Source organism: Nocardia sp. N2S4-5 (assembly GCF_044628355.1).
GTDB classification, from domain to species: domain Bacteria; phylum Actinomycetota; class Actinomycetes; order Mycobacteriales; family Mycobacteriaceae; genus Nocardia; species Nocardia wallacei_B.
Genome location: NZ_JBIUPM010000001.1, coordinates 1,639,773 through 1,657,485, shown reverse-complemented (window position 1 = coordinate 1,657,485; position 17,713 = coordinate 1,639,773). Strand labels below are relative to the sequence as shown.

At 70.8% G+C, this 17,713-nt stretch carries 18 protein-coding genes; 14 read left to right on the top strand and 4 right to left on the bottom strand.

Annotated features, from left to right (window positions below):
* Nucleotides 1-51 precede the first annotated feature (51 nt).
* The 8 genes from ACFMRZ_RS07120 to ACFMRZ_RS07085 all read left to right on the top strand — a co-directional run bounded on the left by ACFMRZ_RS07120 (nt 52) and on the right by ACFMRZ_RS07085 (nt 8,282).
* Nucleotides 52-414: a hypothetical protein gene (locus ACFMRZ_RS07120; protein ID WP_400178411.1), complete on the top strand. Its 363-nt coding sequence runs from the start codon at nt 52-54 to the stop codon at nt 412-414.
* On the top strand, nt 411-1,235 hold the full coding sequence (pyrF, locus tag ACFMRZ_RS07115; protein WP_400178410.1) for an orotidine-5'-phosphate decarboxylase: 825 nt from the start codon (nt 411-413) through the stop codon (nt 1,233-1,235). The genes ACFMRZ_RS07120 and pyrF overlap by 4 nt, the downstream gene beginning before the upstream one ends.
* 580 nt (nt 1,236-1,815) lie before the next feature.
* A complete protein-coding gene (gene mihF / locus ACFMRZ_RS07110; protein WP_068018717.1) occupies nt 1,816-2,133 on the top strand; it encodes an integration host factor, actinobacterial type in 318 nt (105 codons plus the stop codon).
* Nucleotides 2,134-2,140: 7 nt separating this feature from the next.
* Entirely contained in the window at nt 2,141-2,722 is a 582-nt protein-coding gene (gene gmk, locus ACFMRZ_RS07105) for a guanylate kinase (RefSeq protein ID WP_187688400.1), read from the top strand.
* 79 nt (nt 2,723-2,801) lie between these two features.
* A complete protein-coding gene (rpoZ, locus tag ACFMRZ_RS07100; protein ID WP_280274317.1) occupies nt 2,802-3,077 on the top strand; it encodes a DNA-directed RNA polymerase subunit omega in 276 nt (91 codons plus the stop codon).
* Nucleotides 3,078-3,128: 51 nt separating this feature from the next.
* The gene (coaBC, locus tag ACFMRZ_RS07095; RefSeq protein ID WP_400178409.1) at nt 3,129-4,346 is read left to right on the top strand and encodes a bifunctional phosphopantothenoylcysteine decarboxylase/phosphopantothenate--cysteine ligase CoaBC; all 1,218 of its coding nucleotides are present in this window, start codon (nt 3,129-3,131) and stop codon (nt 4,344-4,346) included.
* 268 nt (nt 4,347-4,614) lie between these two features.
* A complete protein-coding gene (gene metK, locus ACFMRZ_RS07090) occupies nt 4,615-5,829 on the top strand; it encodes a methionine adenosyltransferase (RefSeq protein ID WP_280274315.1) in 1,215 nt (404 codons plus the stop codon).
* A 131-nt stretch (nt 5,830-5,960) separates the two neighbouring features.
* On the top strand, nt 5,961-8,282 hold the full coding sequence (locus ACFMRZ_RS07085) for a hypothetical protein (protein WP_400182791.1): 2,322 nt from the start codon (nt 5,961-5,963) through the stop codon (nt 8,280-8,282).
* A 79-nt stretch (nt 8,283-8,361) separates the two neighbouring features.
* Here the strand turns inward: ACFMRZ_RS07085 and ACFMRZ_RS07080 are convergent, their stop codons facing one another.
* Complete coding sequence (locus ACFMRZ_RS07080; protein ID WP_400178408.1) at nt 8,362-9,408, bottom strand: methyltransferase; 1,047 nt, start codon at nt 9,406-9,408, stop codon at nt 8,362-8,364.
* Nucleotides 9,409-9,483: 75 nt separating this feature from the next.
* Nucleotides 9,484-10,158, bottom strand: a complete 675-nt coding sequence (locus tag ACFMRZ_RS07075) for a VC0807 family protein (protein WP_400178407.1) — start codon at nt 10,156-10,158, stop codon at nt 9,484-9,486.
* A 138-nt stretch (nt 10,159-10,296) separates the two neighbouring features.
* Here ACFMRZ_RS07075 and ACFMRZ_RS07070 point away from each other — a divergent pair, with 138 nt between their 5' ends.
* Entirely contained in the window at nt 10,297-11,454 is a 1,158-nt protein-coding gene (locus ACFMRZ_RS07070; RefSeq protein ID WP_400178406.1) for a sensor histidine kinase, read from the top strand.
* Nucleotides 11,451-12,125 carry a response regulator gene (locus ACFMRZ_RS07065; RefSeq protein ID WP_400178405.1) on the top strand — a complete coding sequence of 225 codons (675 nt, stop codon included), beginning with the start codon at nt 11,451-11,453 and terminating at the stop codon, nt 12,123-12,125. The genes ACFMRZ_RS07070 and ACFMRZ_RS07065 overlap by 4 nt, the downstream gene beginning before the upstream one ends.
* Nucleotides 12,126-12,159: 34 nt before the next feature.
* On the opposite strand, the gene ACFMRZ_RS07060 is transcribed toward ACFMRZ_RS07065, so the two are convergent.
* Nucleotides 12,160-13,002 carry an SDR family oxidoreductase gene (locus ACFMRZ_RS07060; RefSeq protein WP_400178404.1) on the bottom strand — a complete coding sequence of 281 codons (843 nt, stop codon included), beginning with the start codon at nt 13,000-13,002 and terminating at the stop codon, nt 12,160-12,162.
* A gap of 76 nt (nt 13,003-13,078) precedes the next feature.
* Between ACFMRZ_RS07060 and ACFMRZ_RS07055 the strand changes: the two genes are divergently transcribed.
* Nucleotides 13,079-13,660, top strand: coding sequence for a TetR/AcrR family transcriptional regulator (locus ACFMRZ_RS07055; RefSeq protein WP_400178403.1), 582 nt, complete (start codon nt 13,079-13,081; stop codon nt 13,658-13,660).
* A gap of 3 nt (nt 13,661-13,663) precedes the next feature.
* Here ACFMRZ_RS07055 and ACFMRZ_RS07050 read toward each other — a convergent pair whose 3' ends face one another.
* Entirely contained in the window at nt 13,664-14,353 is a 690-nt protein-coding gene (locus ACFMRZ_RS07050; protein WP_400178402.1) for a TetR/AcrR family transcriptional regulator, read from the bottom strand.
* A 71-nt stretch (nt 14,354-14,424) separates the two neighbouring features.
* Here ACFMRZ_RS07050 and ACFMRZ_RS07045 point away from each other — a divergent pair, with 71 nt between their 5' ends.
* The 3 genes from ACFMRZ_RS07045 (at nt 14,425) to ACFMRZ_RS07035 (ending at nt 17,708) form a co-directional block, all read left to right on the top strand.
* Nucleotides 14,425-15,855, top strand: coding sequence for a carotenoid oxygenase family protein (locus ACFMRZ_RS07045; protein WP_400178401.1), 1,431 nt, complete (start codon nt 14,425-14,427; stop codon nt 15,853-15,855).
* 106 nt (nt 15,856-15,961) lie between these two features.
* On the top strand, nt 15,962-16,621 hold the full coding sequence (locus ACFMRZ_RS07040; RefSeq protein WP_400178399.1) for a PadR family transcriptional regulator: 660 nt from the start codon (nt 15,962-15,964) through the stop codon (nt 16,619-16,621).
* A gap of 61 nt (nt 16,622-16,682) precedes the next feature.
* Nucleotides 16,683-17,708, top strand: a complete 1,026-nt coding sequence (locus tag ACFMRZ_RS07035) for an esterase/lipase family protein (RefSeq protein WP_400178398.1) — start codon at nt 16,683-16,685, stop codon at nt 17,706-17,708.
* The last annotated feature ends 5 nt before the right edge of the window (nt 17,709-17,713 follow it).

Genomic DNA, 17,713 nt, shown 5'->3' with positions numbered 1-17,713 from the left:
GTGGGAACCATCGGGTTTGGCGCGGGACCGCGACCGGTAGGCGCTGGACGAGTGAAGCCGCGGCGCCGCGCGATCGACGGCGCCGTGGTGTCCCCGCCCGGCGGCGGGGACGTCCGGCCGATGCGGAAGGTGGGCGGTTACAGCACTGTCGGCTTCCGCGCGACGCCACCCATCGACCGCAAGCCGCCGGCCGATACGGAGATCACGTCGACCGAGCGCGAACTGGCGGCGATCGACCGCGAACTCGCCGCCATCGACCGGGAGCTGGCGGCTGCGGACCGGGAGCTGGCGGGTTCGGGCACGGCCTCCGAGGCCCGGCTCGCCGGGGTTCCCGAGGCGTTCGCCGGTGTGCCCGGCCTCGCCGCGGTCGCCGACGTGCCGCCGGGCGCGCGGCTCGCCGCGGCCCACCGATGACATCGTTCGGCGCGCGGCTGCGGCAGGCGATGCGGCAGCACGGCCCGCTGTGCGTCGGTATCGATCCACACCCCCAGTTGCTGCGCGACTGGGAGCTGTCGGAGGACATCGATGGCCTGAAACGGTTCGCCGACGCGTGCGTGGACGCCTTCGCGGGCCGGGTCGCCCTGGTCAAACCGCAGGTGGCCTTCTTCGAGACGTACGGCTCCAGCGGTTTCATGGTCCTCGAGGACACCATCGCCGCGCTGCGCGACGCCGGCACCCTGGTGCTCGCCGACGCCAAACGCGGCGACATCGGCTCCACCATGGCCGCCTACGCCGCGGCCTGGCTCGGTGACGGTCCGCTGGGCAGCGACGCCGTCACGGTGTCGCCGTATCTCGGATTCGGTTCGCTCGCACCGGCATTGGAGCTGGCCGAGACGAACCGCCGCGGCCTGTTCGTGCTGGCGGCCACCTCCAATCCGGAGGCCGCCGGTCTGCAGCGCACCGTCACCCCCGACGGCCGGACCGTCGCCCAAGGCATGGTCGACGACGCCGCGGTACGCAATGTGGGCGCGGCGTTCGGCTCGGTCGGGGTCGTCGTGGGCGCCACGCTGACCGAGATCCCGAACCTCTCGCTGCTCAACGGTCCGATCCTGATGCCGGGGGTGGGCGCGCAGGGCGGGGGACCGGAGTCCGTCCGCGCCCTGGTTCCGGCGGGCAGCCATGCCGCGGTGCTGCCCAACGTGTCCCGGGAGCTGCTACGCGCCGGGCCGGACGTGCTCGCGCTGTGCGAGCGGCTCGAGCAACTCCGCGACGATTTCGCGTTTCTCCAGGCCTGAGTTTGGCACCGTCCGGGTCTCCACACGGGAGCCTGGACGGTGGCGGTCGCTCCGCGAATCGACGAAACTGGTCTGTTTGCGAATATGGGCCCGCTGGACTTCGCTCCGCCTTCGGCCGTGCGGGAATTACACCTATGTGTTTTCCGCTGTCAGCGCGCCGCGGAGGCCCCGGCGCGCGGCCTCCTGATCGGATTCCGGCACCGCTCTCGTGACCCAGATCAGGTGCCTCGAAGCGCGACACGCAGACACGAAAACGCGCGACACGCCGAAAAATCAAGAAAAGTCCTGGTCGCGCGATAACGGGCCGATTACGACCGCTTCGGTCACTCGCCCAATCGGTCATCCGCCCGGTAGTGGACCGAATAACCGCAGGCCACGCGGCTGCGAGCGGATCCGGCGGTAGGATCAGCGCTACCGGCCCAAGCGTGCGCGATGGTCCGCCCGGGTGCCCGCCACCCTGCCCGAATCCCGCGCTGACCTGGGGGGTGGGTTCGCAATCGGCACGCCGCGTGGGTACGGTCGCACAGACCGCCGGGTTACCGGCGGGAGATTTAGCAATGAACGATGAGACGGAGGAACCGTGGCCCTTCCCCAGCTGACTGACGAGCAGCGCGCCGCTGCTTTGGAGAAGGCGGCTGCCGCTCGCCGCGCTCGGGCAGAGCTCAAGGAGCGCTTGAAGCGTGGCGGCACCGACCTGAAGACGGTCCTGAAGGATGCCGAGACCGACGAGGTCCTGGGCAAGATGAAGGTGTCGGCGCTGCTGGAGGCCCTGCCCAAGGTCGGCAAGGTCAAGGCGGCGGAGATCATGAGCGAGCTGGAGATCGCTCCGACGCGGCGCCTGCGCGGTCTGGGTGACCGCCAGCGCAAGGCGTTGCTGGCGAAGTTCGACCAAGCCTGATCCGAGGGTGGTCGAGCATTCGCAGAAGGGTCGGCTGGTAGTACTGGTCGGCCCCTCGGCCGTCGGCAAGTCCACCGTGGTCCGCTGTGTCCGCGAGCGGCTGCCCGACCTGGTTTTCAGTGTGTCGGCCACCACCCGGGCCCCGCGGCCCGGGGAGGTCGACGGCCGGGACTACCGGTTCGTGACCAGGGCCGAGTTCGACGCCATGATCGAACAGGGGGAATTGCTCGAGTGGGCCGATATCCACGGCGGCCTGCAGCGGTCCGGCACCCCGGCCGCACCCGTACGGGCGGCGCTCGCCGCCAACCTGCCCGTGCTCGTGGAGGTGGACCTGGCGGGGGCGCGGCAGATCCGCACCACCATGCCGGAGGCCCTCCTGGTCTTCCTGGCGCCGCCCAGCTGGGACGAACTGGTGGCCCGGCTGACCGGCCGCGGCACCGAATCGCCCGAGGTCATCGAGCGTCGGCTGCAAACCGCGAGGACCGAACTCGCCGCATGTGACGAGTTCGACACCGTGATCGTGAACGACGACCTGACCAGCGCCTGTGAGCAGTTGGTATCGTTGTTCGTTAGCACAAATTCGAGATGAGGGCGACGGAATCGTCCCGTCGCCGCCGAATTTGCCGCAAGACCCCGATTTTCCACCACGACCCGCAGGAGCCTCCCCAGTGAGCGACACCAAGAGCGTGCCCGCGTACGACACTCCGATCGGCCTCACCAACCCGCCGATCGACGAGCTGCTCGAGCGCACGTCGTCCAAGTACGCGCTGGTCATCTACGCGGCCAAGCGGGCGCGTCAGATCAACGACTACTACAACCAGCTCGGCGACGGCATCCTCGAGTACGTGGGCCCGCTGGTCGAGCCGGGCCTGCAGGAGAAGCCGCTGTCGGTGGCGATGCGCGAGATCCACGCCGACCTGCTCGAGCACTCCGAAGGCGAGTGAGCTAGCGGCGTCGCCGCCCACCCATCTCCACCGGACGAAGAGGCTTAGTAGATGCGGATCGTTGTCGGCGTGGGCGGCGGGATCGCCGCCTACAAGGCCTGCTCGCTCGTTCGCAAGTTCACCGAGACCGGGCACGACGTCCGGGTGATCCCCAGCGAGGCGGCGCTGCAATTCGTCGGCCGGGCGACCTTCGAGGCGCTGTCGGGCAACCCCGTGCACACCGGCGTCTTCTCCGACGTGCCCGAGGTGCCGCACGTGCGCCTCGGCCAGGAAGCCGATCTGGTCGTGATCGCCCCGGCGACGGCCGACCTGATGGCCCGCTCGGCCATGGGCCGCGCCGACGATCTGCTCACCGCGACTCTGCTGACCGCACGATGTCCCGTGCTGTTCGCCCCGGCCATGCACACCGAGATGTGGGAGCACCCGGCCACGGTGGCGAACGTCGCGACCCTGCGGGCGCACGGCGCGATCGTCATGGAACCGGCCGCGGGCCGGCTGACCGGCGCCGACACCGGCCCGGGGCGGCTGCCCGAGCCCGAGGAGATCTTCGCGCTGGCGTCGCTGCTGCTGGAGCGCTCCGACGCCATCCCGCGCGACCTGGCCGGCCGCCGGATCGTGGTCTCCGCGGGCGGTACCCGCGAGCCGCTGGATCCGGTGCGCTTTCTGGGCAATCGCAGTTCCGGGAAGCAGGGTTTCGCGCTGGCCCGGCTGGCCGCGCAGCGCGGCGCGCACGTCACGCTGGTCGCGGGCAACACCATCGGCCTCGAACCGCCCGCCGCGGTGGAAATGGTGCACGTCACCACCGCCGAACAGCTCGGCGTCGCGGTCGACAAGCACGCGGTCGGCGCCGACGCGGTGATCATGGCCGCCGCGGTGGCCGACTTCCGGCCCACCAATGTCGCCGCGGCCAAGATCAAGAAGGGTGTGGACGAGCCGGACCGGATCGACCTCACCAAGAATCGCGACATCCTGGCCGGTCTGGTGCAGGCCCGGCACGACGGGCACCTGCCCGGACTGGCCATCGTCGGCTTCGCCGCGGAGACCGGCGACGAGCACGGCGACGTGCTCACCCACGCGCGCGCCAAACTCGAGCGGAAGGGCTGCGACCTGCTGGTGGTCAACGCCGTCGGCGAGGGTAAGGCGTTCGAGGTGGACAACAACGACGGCTGGCTGCTCGGGGCCGACGGCACCGAGCAGGCTCTCGACCACGGGTCGAAGCTGCTGCTGGCCAGTCGCGTGCTGGATGCGCTGGGACCGTTGTTGCGCTGAGGCGCAAACGGTTTCGGCCTAGCATGCAAATACGCGTTCGGTGCACAATGGCATCGAGCGCGATATTGCACCGACTGCCGAAACGGAGCCCTGTGGAGGCGGTAGCGGGTGGCGACGGCGGTAGTTGCTGGTAACGGCAGTGCCGCGGTGCGCTGGGACCGTGCCGCGTCGGTGGTTTGGAATAGTCTGAGGTAAAGGGTTGTGCTGTGGCGCGAGTTCGCTACTGTCGCAACTCGGTACCAGACCCGTTGAGGGAGAGGGAAAAACTGTGCGCACGTCCGGTAGTCGGCTATTCACTAGCGAGTCCGTGACCGAGGGTCATCCCGATAAGATCTGTGATGCCATCAGCGATTCCGTCCTCGATGCGCTGCTCGCGCAGGACCCCCGCAGCCGCGTCGCGGTGGAGACCTTGGTGACGACGGGCCAGGTGCACGTCGCGGGCGAGGTCACCACCGAGGCCTACGCCGACATCCCGACCATCGTGCGCGAGAAGGTGCTCGAGATCGGATACGACTCGTCCGCAAAGGGTTTCGACGGCGCCTCCTGCGGCGTGAACGTCGCGATCGGCGCGCAGTCGCCGGATATCGCCCAGGGTGTGGACACCTCGCACGAGGCCCGCGTCGGCGGCTCCGACGACGAGATCGAGCGCCAGGGCGCCGGCGACCAGGGCCTGATGTTCGGCTACGCCACCCGGGAGACCCCGGAGCTGATGCCGCTGCCGATCGCGCTGGCGCACCGGCTGTCGCGGCGGCTCACCGAGGTCCGCAAGTCCGGCGTGCTGCCGTACCTGCGTCCCGACGGCAAGACGCAGGTCACCATCGAGTACGACGGCACCAAGCCGGTCCGGCTGGACACGGTGGTGCTGTCCACCCAGCACGCCGCCGATATCGACCTGGACAACCTGCTCGCCCCCGACATCCGCGAGAAGGTCGTCGAGTCCGTGCTGGCCGACCTGGAACTGCCCGAGCCGCTCAACACCTCCGACTTCCGCCTGCTGGTGAACCCGACCGGCAAGTTCGTGCTCGGCGGTCCCATGGGCGACGCCGGTCTCACCGGCCGCAAGATCATCGTCGACACCTACGGCGGCATGGCCCGCCACGGCGGCGGCGCGTTCTCCGGCAAGGATCCGTCGAAGGTGGACCGCTCGGCCGCCTACGCCATGCGGTGGGTCGCCAAGAACGTCGTCGCGGCCGAGCTCGCCGAGCGGGTCGAAGTGCAGGTCGCCTACGCCATCGGCAAGGCCGCGCCGGTGGGCCTGTTCGTGGAGACGTTCGGCACCGAACAGGTGGATCCGGCCAAGATCTCCGCCGCCATCGCCGAGGTGTTCGACCTACGGCCGGGCGCGATCATCCGCGATCTGGACCTGCTGCGCCCGATCTACGCGCCCACCGCGGCGTACGGCCACTTCGGCCGTACCGATATCGAGCTGCCGTGGGAGAGCACCGACCGCGCCGGCAAGCTGCGCGCGGCCGTGGGGCTGTGATCGTGGCCGTCGACGGTGCCGGGCTGTAATTGACCGAGGCCGTGCCCGAGGCGGCAGCCGCGAAGACCCGCAAGGGTAAGCAGGCTGCCGCCGCCGTCGCCTCGGCACGCCCCATCGCGCGGGTGCTGCCGATGCTGGAACCCGCCCACCTCGACCGGGACTTCGACTACCTGGTCCCCGCGGACATGGACGCGCTCGCCCAGCCGGGTGTGCGCGTCCGTGTGCGTTTCTCGGGCCGGCTGATCGACGGCTTCCTCTTGGACCGCCTCGACCACACCGACCACACCGGAAAGCTGATGAGGCTGGAGCGCGTGGTCTCCGGCGAGCAGGTCCTCACCCCCGAAATCCTCCGCCTCGCCACCGCGGTCGCCTCCCGCTGTGCGGGCACTCGCGCCGATGTCCTCCGTTTGGCAATCCCTCCGCGGCACGCCAAGGTGGAATCGGAAAAGCCACGGGGACAGCGCGATTCGGGTGACTCCGCGGACGAGCCTCCGGCCGGCGAAAACAGCACCGGCCCACTGGATTCGGAGTCCCCTTCCGTCGCACCGCAGGGTCAGGCGGAGACTGCGGCGTCCTCCGACTCGGCGGCGGGCGACGATGTGGAGGCCGAAACGGCTTCGCCCGTTGATCTTTCGCGGTACTCGGGGTGGGAGAAGTATCGGCACGGGATTTCGTTCCTGGGTGCGCTGGCGGGAGGGAAAGGACCGCGGGCGGCATGGCAGGCGGTGCCGGGGGAGGAATGGGCGCGGCGGCTGGCCGAGTTGGCGGCGGTGGTGGTGGGGAGTGGGCGCAGTGCCGTGCTGATCGTGCCCGATCAGCGGGATCTGGACCGGGTGTCCGCGGCGTGCGCGGAATTGGTGGGGGACGCGGCGGTCGGGCTGGCGGCCGGGCTCGGGCCCGCGGCGCGCTATCGGCGGTGGCTGGCGGCGTTGCGGGGCACCGCCCGGGTGGTGATCGGTACGCGCAGTGCGGTTTTCGCGCCGGCGCGGGATCTCGGCCTGATCGCGATCTGGGACGACGGGGACGACACCTACGCTGAACCCCGGGCGCCGTACCCGCACGCGCGGGAGGTGGCGATGCTGCGCGCGCACGAGACCGGCGCCGCGTTCGTGGCGGGCGGGTTCGCGCGGACCGCCGAGATCCAGGCCGTCGTGGCCTCCGGGTGGGCGCACGATCTGGTCGCCGATCGCGCGGTCGTGCGGCAGTGCGCGCCGCGGATCAGTGCACCCGGTGACAGTGATGTCGCCCTGGAACGGGACCCGGTCGCACAGGCCGTGCGGATTCCGGCGGTGGCGTTCACCGCGGCCCGCAAGGCACTCGCCGCCGGGCAGCCGGTCCTCGTCCAGGTGCCGCGCCGCGGCTACGTGCCCGCCCTCGCCTGTGCCAAGTGCCGCACCCCCGCCCGTTGCCGACACTGCAACGGGCCCCTGGCACTGCCCGACACCGACGGCCCCCGATCTACGAAAGGTCCCGCGCCACAACGCAACCCCGCCGCGCGCCGCGGCCGCACGGGCACCGACACCGGGGCACCTGCGCGCGCGGTGCCCCTCGGCGGGACCGACGCGGCGACCGGAATACAGCAGGAGTTGGCCGCGTGGCCGCAACCCGGGACCGCCGCGGCGTCTCCGCCGTCGGCGCGTGAGCTGGGAGTCGCGTTGTCGCGCAGCGCTTCCGGGCCGGTGGCGCACAGTCCGAGCTGCCGATGGTGCGGGAAGACGGAGCCGGTGTTCCGGTGCGGGGCCTGTGGGTCGCGGGCGTTGCGCGCGGTGGTCATCGGGGCGGCGCGAACGGCGGAGGAGTTGGGCCGGGCGTTTCCCGAGGTGCCGATCCGGACGTCGGGCGGTGCGGCCGTGCTGGATTCGGTGTCCGGCGAGGCGCAGGTGGTGGTGGCGACCATCGGCGCCGAGCCGGCGGCCCCGGGCGGCTACGGGGTGGCGCTGCTGCTCGACGGCTGGGCGCTGCTGGGGCGCGCCGATCTGCGGGCGGCGGAGGACGCCCTGCGACGCTGGATGTCGGCCGCGACGCTGGTGCGGTCGTCCGGACAGGTGATCGTCATGGCCGAACCGTCCGTGCCCACCGTGCAGGCGCTGGTGCGCTGGGATCCGTTGGGACACGCCAGGTTCGAGCTGGAGTCCCGCATCGAGGTGCGCTTCCCGCCCGCCGTCCGCTTCGCCGCGATCGACGGCACGACCGAGTCCATCGCCGAATTGCTCGGGGAGGCACAACTTCCCGAGGACGTGGAGATCCTCGGCCCGGTGCCGCTGCCGCCCGGTGCCCGGAAACCGTTCTCCTCCGGCGATTCCCCGGCCGAGGTGGAACGCATGATCCTGCGCGTCGACCGCGCCCAGGGCGCCGCTCTGTCCCGTGCCCTGGGCGCCGCACAAGCCGTGCGCAGCACCCACCGTTCGGACGCGCCGCTGCGGGTGCAGATAGACCCGATCGATATCGGCTGAGCGAGCCCGCCTCATACCTCGGTGAACCTGCGCGATCACATCGGACAGGACGCTCGTACTCGAGGCACCCGATCGCGCGTCAGCGGCGGGCGCACTCCAGCACGAGGTGGCCGAGCGGGGTGTCTCGGACCCCGATCACCCCGAGCCCGGCCGCGGTGGCGAGTGCCCGGTAGCCGTCGGCGGTGCGTTCGCTGCCGCCGCTGAGGACCAGCATCCGCAGATTCATCTCGGCGAGGACGGCGGGATCGGAGCCCGAACTCCCGTTGCCCTCGATGACCACCACACGCCCCCGCGGCCCGGCCGCGTCCGCGCACCGCCGCAGGATCCGCACCGCGTCCTCGTCGCCCCAATCGTGCAGCACCCGCTTGAGTACGTAGGCGTCCCCGCCCTCGGGCAACGGCTCGAAGAAGCTCTGCCCGGCGAACTCACAGCGCGCGTCCAGACCGCGCTCGGCCAGATACGCCCGGCCCCGGCCGACCGTCTCCGGGAGGTCCACGATCGTGGCCCGCACTTCCGGGTGGCCGCTCAGCACCTCGGCGACCAGGGCGCCGGTCCCGCCGCCCACATCGATCACGTGGCGCACACCCGACCAGTCGTAGCCGCCCGCCGCGTCGGCGACGTACTCCGCCCCGGCGGCCATGAGCGCGTCGAATGAGGCACTCACCTGCGGATGCTTGTCGAGGTAGCGCCAGAACGGGTCGCCGAAGACCGTCTCCCACGCCGTCCCGCCGGTGCGGACGGTGTGCAGCAGACCCGTGAACGCCAGGTCCATCTGCCCGCCGAAACCGTTGAGATCCAGCCACTCTCGCATTCCGGACGGATGGCCGGAGGCCAGTAGCGCCGCCGGTTCGTTGACCGCGTACCGGCCCGGCTCCGCTTCCGCGAACACGCCCCGGCACACCAGATGGCGCAGCATCCGCTCGAGCGCTACGGCGTCGGTGCCGGAGCTGCGGGCGAGTTCGTCGGCGGACAGGGCGCCGTCGGCCAGGAGATCGGTCAGTCGCAGCGTGGCCGCCACCCGCATCGCCATCGGCGTGACCAGGTCGGTCAGCGGCGCCAGCACTGCCCACGCCGTATCCCACGGCGCCGACTGTGCGGGCTCGTCCGCGGTGGTGTTCACGTCCACGGCACTCTCCTTTCGCGGCTTGCCCCCGGAAGGTATCCGCCGATTCTCCGGCCGGCTTGGACGAATGGGAACCCCTCAGCTCACCGCCGCGAGCCGCGATCGCATGTCGAGCCGCCGCCGGCCGCGCAGTGTGTACACCACGAGCAGCCCGATGATCACCCACTGCACCGGATTCATCAGGGCGACCGTCACCGAGACCGGCAGCGAGTAGATCAGCACCAGCCGCAGCACGGCATCCGCGGCGAGCCCGGCGCCCCACACCGCGGTCGAGGTGCGGAACACGCGCTGGACCTCGGAGTCACTGTGCCACAACGCATTCCAGCGTGCGGCCGAGTCCGCGCCGGGCGCGTGCATACGCTGCGCCAGCCCGTACATGGCGGGACGGCCCACCACACAGCTGCCGAGCAGCAGGGCACCGATCACCGCCGAACTGACGGGATCCTTCACCAGCAGCATCCGCTCGTCGCCGCCGATCAGCGCGAGCGCCAGCCCGAGCAGGTTCAGCGCGAACGCGAACGCCGCCAGCCCGTCGACCTTGCGCTGCGCCGCCGCGACACCGACCGCCCACAGCCCCGAGACGACCGTCGAACACAACAGCGCGGCGTAGTCGCTGTATCCGGCGCCGGTCAGCAGGTAGTAGACGGCCGGCGACAGCCCGATGCTCGCGGCGATGAACAACAGGTTGCGGGCACGGCCCGGCCGCGGCTCGGCTGCGGTTGTCGGAATCTCTTGGGAGACGCTGTGATTCATGGCTGGAACGCTATCGGCCGCACCGTGCCTGCCGCCTGGGTGCGGGGGTGGAGATCGGAATCTCCACCCGGGGGCCGAGTTCGCCTCCGTCGGCGGCCGCAAGGATGCTGGTGGAGGAGACGACCGCGAAGGAGAGCGATGCGAGGGCTACGGCGCGCCGTGCGGGTGCTGTTCGGCGGCGACCCCGAATCCAGCCCGCTCACGCAGCTGATCGGCACGATGTTGCTGGCGGCGAACCTGCTGCTCAATCACCGCCCGCCGGTGCCGGTGTGGCTGTGGTGGACGCTCGGCGCGACCTACGCCTGCTGGGTGCTGTTCACCGTGGGCATCGCCCGGTGGCCGCGCCCGGCCTTCGCGGCGCTGGTGTGCTGCGCCCTGATCAGCGCGGCGGCGGTGGGACCGGCCCCGGACTCGTCGGTGCTCGTCATGCTGTGCGTGGCGGTCAGCGTCCTCGCCCAGCATCTGGTGCCGAGCGTCGCCGCCATTCTGGTCGTCTTCGCGGGCTGTCAGGTCGCGCTCGTCGCCGGCGGGCTGATCGCGGGGCGGTCGGCGGCGACGGTGGCCGCGCATGTCGCGATCCTCGTCATTCTGGTGCTGCTGGGCCTGTATCGGCGGCAGTACCGGATGCGGGTCCGGGAAACCGAGATGCTGCTGGAGCAGACCCGGCGCGCCCAGCACGAACACGGCCGCGCCGCCGCCCTGGACGAGCGGGCGCGCATCGCCCGCGAGATGCACGACGTGCTCGCGCATTCGCTCGGTGCGCTCACGGTGCAGTTGGAGGTCGCCGAGGGCCTGCTCAGCGAGAAGGGCGATGTGGACGGCGCGCTGGCCCGCCTGCGGCAATCGCGCCGGCTCGCCGCCGACGGCCTAGCCGAGGCCCGTAGCGCGGTGGCCGCCTTGCGCAGCGACGTGCCGCCGCTGCCGGAAGCGATCCACGAACTGGTGGAGAGCTATCGGCGCGACCATCGGCTGCGGGTGAGCTGCCGGGTCGACGGTCCGGCGCGGGCGGTCGGCCCGGCGTCCACAGTGTCGCTGCTGCGCGCCGCGCGCGAGGCCCTGACCAACGCGGGCAAACACGCGCCGGGCGAATCCGTGACCCTCACCCTGGAATTCACGCGCGACCGGGTGCGGCTGGCGGTGCGAAACCCGTTGGCGGCCACGGCGTTATCGGATCGGCCCAACGGCGGCGGGTATGGTCTGATCGGAATGCGTGAGCGGATCGCGCTGGTCGGCGGCACGCTGTCCGCCGGTCCGGACGGTGACGGCTGGCTGGTGACGGCGGAGGTTCCGGAGTGAGCGGGCAACGGTCCGGCGACCCGATCCGGGTCCTGGTGGTGGACGATCAGCAGATCATGCGGGAGGGGCTGGTCGCGCTGCTCGGTCTCGTCGACGAGGTGGCGGTGGTCGGCGCGGTCGGCGACGGCGAGCAGGCGGTGCGCGCGGTCGCCGACCTCACTCCGGAGGTGGTGCTGATGGATCTGCGGATGCCGGTGCTCGACGGCGTCGAGGCGACACGCCGGATCGCCGAGCGCCACCCGGCCACCGCGGTGCTCGTGCTGACCACCTACGCCGACGACGAGTCCATCGTGAGCGCGCTGCGGGCCGGCGCGCGCGGCTATCTGACCAAGGACGCCGGCCGGGTGGAGATCGCGGCGGCCATCCGCGCCGCGGCGGCCGGGCAGTCGACCTTCGACGCCACCGTGTCCCAGCGGCTGGTGGCCGCGCTGTCGCGCCCCGAGCCGCCGAGCCGTCCGGCCACCCGCCCCGGCGGGCTGACCGGACGCGAGGCGGAGGTGCTCGGCCTGATCGGCCGGGGCCTGAACAACGCCGAGATCGCCGCCGCCCTGTTCGTCGGGGAGGCCACGGTCAAAACCCACATCAACAACGCCTTCGCGAAGATCGGCGCCCGCAACCGCGCCGACGCCGTCCGCTACGCCTACCGTCACGGCCTCGCCGAACCGAACTGACTCGGCGCGCTGCGGAGTACCACGCGCGGACTCGTCAGCGGAAGGCGGCGATATTGGCGCGCACCCAGGTGGCGTAATCCGTTGCGGGACGGCCGAGTACGCGCTCGACGTCGGAGCTGATCGCGAGTTCGGCCGGAGTCGGCTCGCCGAGAATCGACAGCGTGTCCTCGGCGACGGGACCCGGCATGAACTCGGTCATGGCGGTGAACGCCTGCGCCCGGGTCAGCTCGGCGAACCGCACCGGCTCGCCGAGTTCGGACTCCAGGGCGCGGGCCTGTTCGCGCGGCGTGACGAGGCGCGGGCCCGTGAGGGTGTAGACCTTCCCGGCATGCTCGCCCGAGCGCAGGGCCGCCGCGGCCACGGCGGCGATGTCGGCAGGGTCGACGTGCGGCAGCCCGGTATCGCCGAACGGCGCGAAAACCGAGCGCTCGGCGCGGACGGAATCGGCCCACGCGAACGAGTTGGAGAAGAACCCGCCGGGCCGGAGCACCGTCCATTCCAGTCCGGAGTCCCGCAGCGCGGCCTCGAAATCCACCAGGCGCGTGGCGGACACCCGTCCCGGCCGTGTCACCACCGACAGCGACGACACCAGCGCCACCCGCCGCACCCCGGCGTCCGCGGCGATCCGGACCACCTCGGCCGGATCCGGACCGGTGAACCCCAATTCGCCACTGAGGAGCAGGAACAGCGCATCGGCACCGGCGAACGCGGGCGCCAACTCGGCTGTCCGCGCGAGATCGGCGCGCCGATGCTCGACCCCGTCCGGCGAGGACACCGCACTGCCGCGCGACACCGCCACCACCTTCTCGCCCGCGTCGGCGAGGAGCGGCACGAGAGTGCGCCCGATGTTTCCGGTCGCTCCGGTCACCACGATCATTGTTCGACTCCTGAGTTAGTTGGCTGACTAAATCGACAGTAGGGCCCGCGACCGCTGTTTGTCTATAGTTAGTTGGGTGACCAACTCAGTGGAGAAGGCGAAGCGCGGGAAGCGCGAGCGGCTCGTCGCGGCGGCGGCGCAGGTCTTCCACGAGCGCGGCGTGGAGAAGACGACCATCGCCGACATCGCGAGCGTGGCCGATGTGCCGGTCGGCAACGTCTACTACTACTTCAAGACCAAGGATCAGCTGGTGCGGGCGGCGATCGGGGCGCACGACGACTACCTGCGCGAGCTGATCGCCGAGCTCGAGCGCCACGACGCCCCGGCCGACCGGCTCAAGGCGCTGATCCGGGGCTGGGTCGACCAGCGCGATATCGCGGCCCGATTCGGTTGTCCCTCCGGCACTCTGGCCGCCGAACTGGACAAGCGGGCCGACGGACTGGACGAGGAAATGGCCGAGGTCATGGGACGGTTGATCGACTGGGCGCGGGCGCAGTTCGAGGCCATGGGCCGTGCCGACGCCGATCAGTTGGCCGTCGCCCTGGTGGCTTCGTACCAGGGAATCTCGTTGCTCACCAATACTTTCCGTGATCCGGAGCTGATGGCGGTCGAGGGCCGCCGCCTGGAACGCTGGATCGACGACCTCGCCGCGGCGTAGCGCTCAATCCCGGGCGATCAGCGTGCCGGCCCGCTCCAGGGACCGTTCGATCTCGGCGCGCGTGCCGCCCATGCCGACCAGGAGATCCACCGTCGCGGGGCCGAGAACCGTTGTCAGACTGCTGTTCTCGGCGCCCAGGTAGCCGCTCAGATCCAGCATGACCGTGCCGTGCATGAGGGCCCATACCCGTGCCGCCGTCTGCCGGGCGGGTGCGGGAGCCAGATGCCCGCCGTCGATCATCCGCTCGACGGCGCCCACCAACTGCTCGAAGGTCTCCGCGCCGACGGCCTCGGCGACCGGCCCGGCGGTGAAATCGCGGTCCAGCGGATGCTCGGTCTGCTCCGCGGTGAGGCCGAACATCAGCCGGTATCGCTGCGGGCTGGCCAGCGCGTAACGGCGGTAGGCGTAGCCCATGGCGAAGAAGTCGGCGACCGGGTCGTCGGTGGGCGGCGTCCCGGCCAATGCCACGCCGAACTGCGTGAACGCTTCGGCCGCAACGGCTTTCAGCAGGCCGTTCATGCCACCGAAATGCGTGTAGACCGTCATCGTGGAGGCGCCGGCCGCGGCCGCCACCCGCCGGGTCTGCAGGGCCTCGGGCCCGCCCTCCTCGAGCAGCCGCAGGCCGGACTCCACCAGCCGGTCGCGCATGGCCGCGCCTCGGCGTCGGGTCGCGGCGTCCGAGCGGGAATTCACGATTGCCTCACCTCCATAACGAGGTTATCCTAAGCCACATAACTCGGTTATGTTTCTGTGGGGAGCTTGATATGGGCAATCGCTACCTCGAGGGCGTTTTCGCCCCCGTGCAGCGCGAATACACGTTGACCGATCTCCCGGTCACGGGCGCCGTTCCGGACCACCTCGACGGCAGGTATCTGCGCAACGGCCCGAACCCGGTCGGTGAGCTGGATCCCGCTCTGTACCACTGGTTTTCCGGTGACGGCATGGTGCACGGGATACGCCTGCGCGACGGACGGGCGGAGTGGTATCGCAACCGCTGGGTTCGCGGCCCGGTCACCTCCGTCGCGTTGGGCGAGACGCCGGTGGTCCGCGGAGTGTCGGGCATCGGGGCGAACACGAATGTCATCGGGCATGCCGGGCGGACCCTGGCGCTGGTCGAGGCGGGCCTGGCCAATTACGAGCTGACCGAGGAACTGGAGACGACCGGGGTCTGCGATTTCGGCGGCACGCTCAGCGGCGGGTACACCGCCCACCCCAAACGCGACCCCGATACCGGCGAACTGCACGCGGTGTCGTACTCCTTCCGGTCCGGAAATACCGTGCGGTACTCGGTGATCGGTACGGACGGCCGGGCTCGGCGCACCGTCGACATCCAGGTCGGCGGCGCGCCGATGATGCACGACTTCTCGCTGACCGAGAAGTACGTGGTGCTCTACGACCTCCCGGTGACGCTGGATCCCAGACTGTCGGCCGAGATGGCGGTTCCGCGCGGGTTGCGGTTGCCGGCGCGGCTGCTGCTGTCCGCGCTGATCGGCCGGATCCGGCTGCCGAATCCGCCGGTGTCGCAGCGGCACGAGCCGCCCCGGGATCGACGCCTCCCGTACGCGTGGAATCCCCGCTACCAGGCCAGGATCGGGATCATGCCGCGCGAGGGCGGCAATGCCGACGTCCGCTGGTTCGAGATCGAGCCCTGCTACGTCTTCCATCCGCTCAACGCCTACGACGACGGCGACACCGTCGTACTGGACGTGGTGCGCCATCCCAAGATGTTCGACACCGACCGCCTCGGCCCCAGCGACGGCGCGCCGACCCTGGACCGCTGGGAGGTCGACCTGAACGCGGGGAAGGTCCGGCAGCACCGCTTCGACGACCGGGCGCAGGAGTTTCCGCGCATTGATGAGCGCCGCGTCGGCAAACGGCATCGCTACGGGTACGCGCCGGCGGTCCGCGGTGGCGGCGACGGCGATTCGGTGCTCTACAAGCACGACCTCGTCACCGGCGTCACCGCACAGCGCTCGTTCGGTGCGGGAAAGGGGTTGGGCGAGTTCGTGTTCCAGGCCTCCGGGCCGGATGCCGCGGAGGACGACGGGGTGCTGATGGGCTTCGTGTACGACGCTCCGAGCGATCGCAGCGAATTGGCGATCCTCGACGCCGGAACCCTCGAGACGGTCGCGAGCGTCCAGCTGCCGCATCGGGTCCCCGCCGGATTCCACGGCAGTTGGATCCCGGCCGCCTGATCGGAGCATCCGGTTGGTTTGTGTCCCACCTCACTCTTGTCGAAGATGCATTGCCGATATATCGTCGATGTTGTCAAAGAACGAACAAGCCTGAGGAGGCACAGCCATGGAAAACATGGAGAACATGGAAATGCGCGGTCGCCGGCGTGGTCCGCGGCCCGGTGGGCGCGAGCAGTTCCGCCGCCATCCGCGTGGCGGGCACGGCCCGCACGGTTTCGGTCCCGGTTTCGGACCGTTCGGCCCGGAGTTCGGTCCCGGTTTCGGACCCGGCGGCCCGTTCGGTCGTGGTCGCGGTCGTGGTGGCCGGGGGCGGCGCGGTGATGTTCGCGCGGCGATCCTGCTGCTGCTGCAGGAACGGCCGATGCACGGCTACGAACTGATCCAGCAGATCCGCGAGCGCAGCGAGGACGTCTGGCGTCCCAGCCCGGGATCGATCTACCCGGCGTTGTCGCAGCTCGAGGACGAGGGCCTGGTACTCATCGAGAAGGTCGCCGGGCGCAAGACCGCCAAGCTCACCGACGCGGGCACCGAGTATGTGGAGTCCCGTCGCGACGAACTCGGCGATCCCTGGCAGGAGGTCCGTGACGGCGTCGGCGACCAAGCGCTGGACCTGCGCGAACTGGTCGGCCAGCTGATGGGCGCGGTCGCCCAGGTGGCGCGGGCCGGCACACCGGAACAGGCGGCCAAGGCGGCCGAGGTGCTCACCGAGACGCGCCGCTCGCTGTACCGGATCCTCGCCGACGACGACACCGCCCCCGGAAACTGACGGCGGCGAAACACCGTAGTGCGCGGACCATTTGCCACCGGCGTGGGGAATGATTCGTGCAATGGGACAACAGCGGCGCCGCGGATTTCGGGAGGTCTCACAGTGGTGGCACATCGCGGTGACGGGCGCGACGGTGTGCGCGCTGGCGCTCGGCGCCGGCGCGCCTGCCGTCGCCGACCCGGCCGCGCCGCCCGACTATCGCCCGCCGGTGGTCCCCACCGAGCCCGGCCCGCCGCAACCGGAACACTTGACGGCCGCCTGGTACATGAAGGCCCATCCCGCCGCCACGCCCGGCGGGACCAATGATTTCGCCTGTCGCCCCAGCGCCGAACACCCGCGCCCGGTAGTGCTCGCGCACGGCACCGACGCCTCTGCCTACACCGACTGGGCCGGCGTCGGACCGGTGCTCGCCCAGGCCGGCTACTGCGTCTTCGCCCTGAACTACGGGGGTAAACCGGGCGCGATCCGTGACTTCGGCACCGAGGACATGTGGCTGTCGGCGCGGCAGGTCGGCGAGTTCGTCGAGTGGGTGCGGACGGCGACCGGCGCGCCGCGAGTGGACCTCGTCGGATTCTCGCAGGGCGCCAACGTGACCCGCTACTACCTGAACAAACTCGGCGGGGCCGCCGCGGTCGGTCAATGGGTGGGCCTCGCCTCGCCGAGTCATGGCGGCGATATGTACGGCCTGGTCCGCGTGGCCGATTCCATTCCGGGCCTGTGGGGGCTGTTCGAACGGCTCACCTCGCCGGCGGCGGTGCAGCAGGCCGCCGGGTCGCCGTTCATCCGGGCGCTGAACTCCGGCGGGGACACGGTGCCCGGCGTGCGGTACACCACCATCGGCAGCCGGGTCGACGAGATGATCCAGCCGAACGACAGCATGGCGCTGACCGGACCGAACGTGACGAAAATCCTGCTGCAGGACCTCTGCCCGGTCGACCAGACCGGGCACTTCCATCTGGTCTACGACCCGCTCGCGTGGCAACTGCTGCTCAACGTTCTGGATCCGGCGCACGCGCGGCCTCCGGAGTGCCGATTCGTGCCGCTCGGGACCGGTATTCCCGAGGTGGTCCTGGGCGCGCACACCTGATCGGG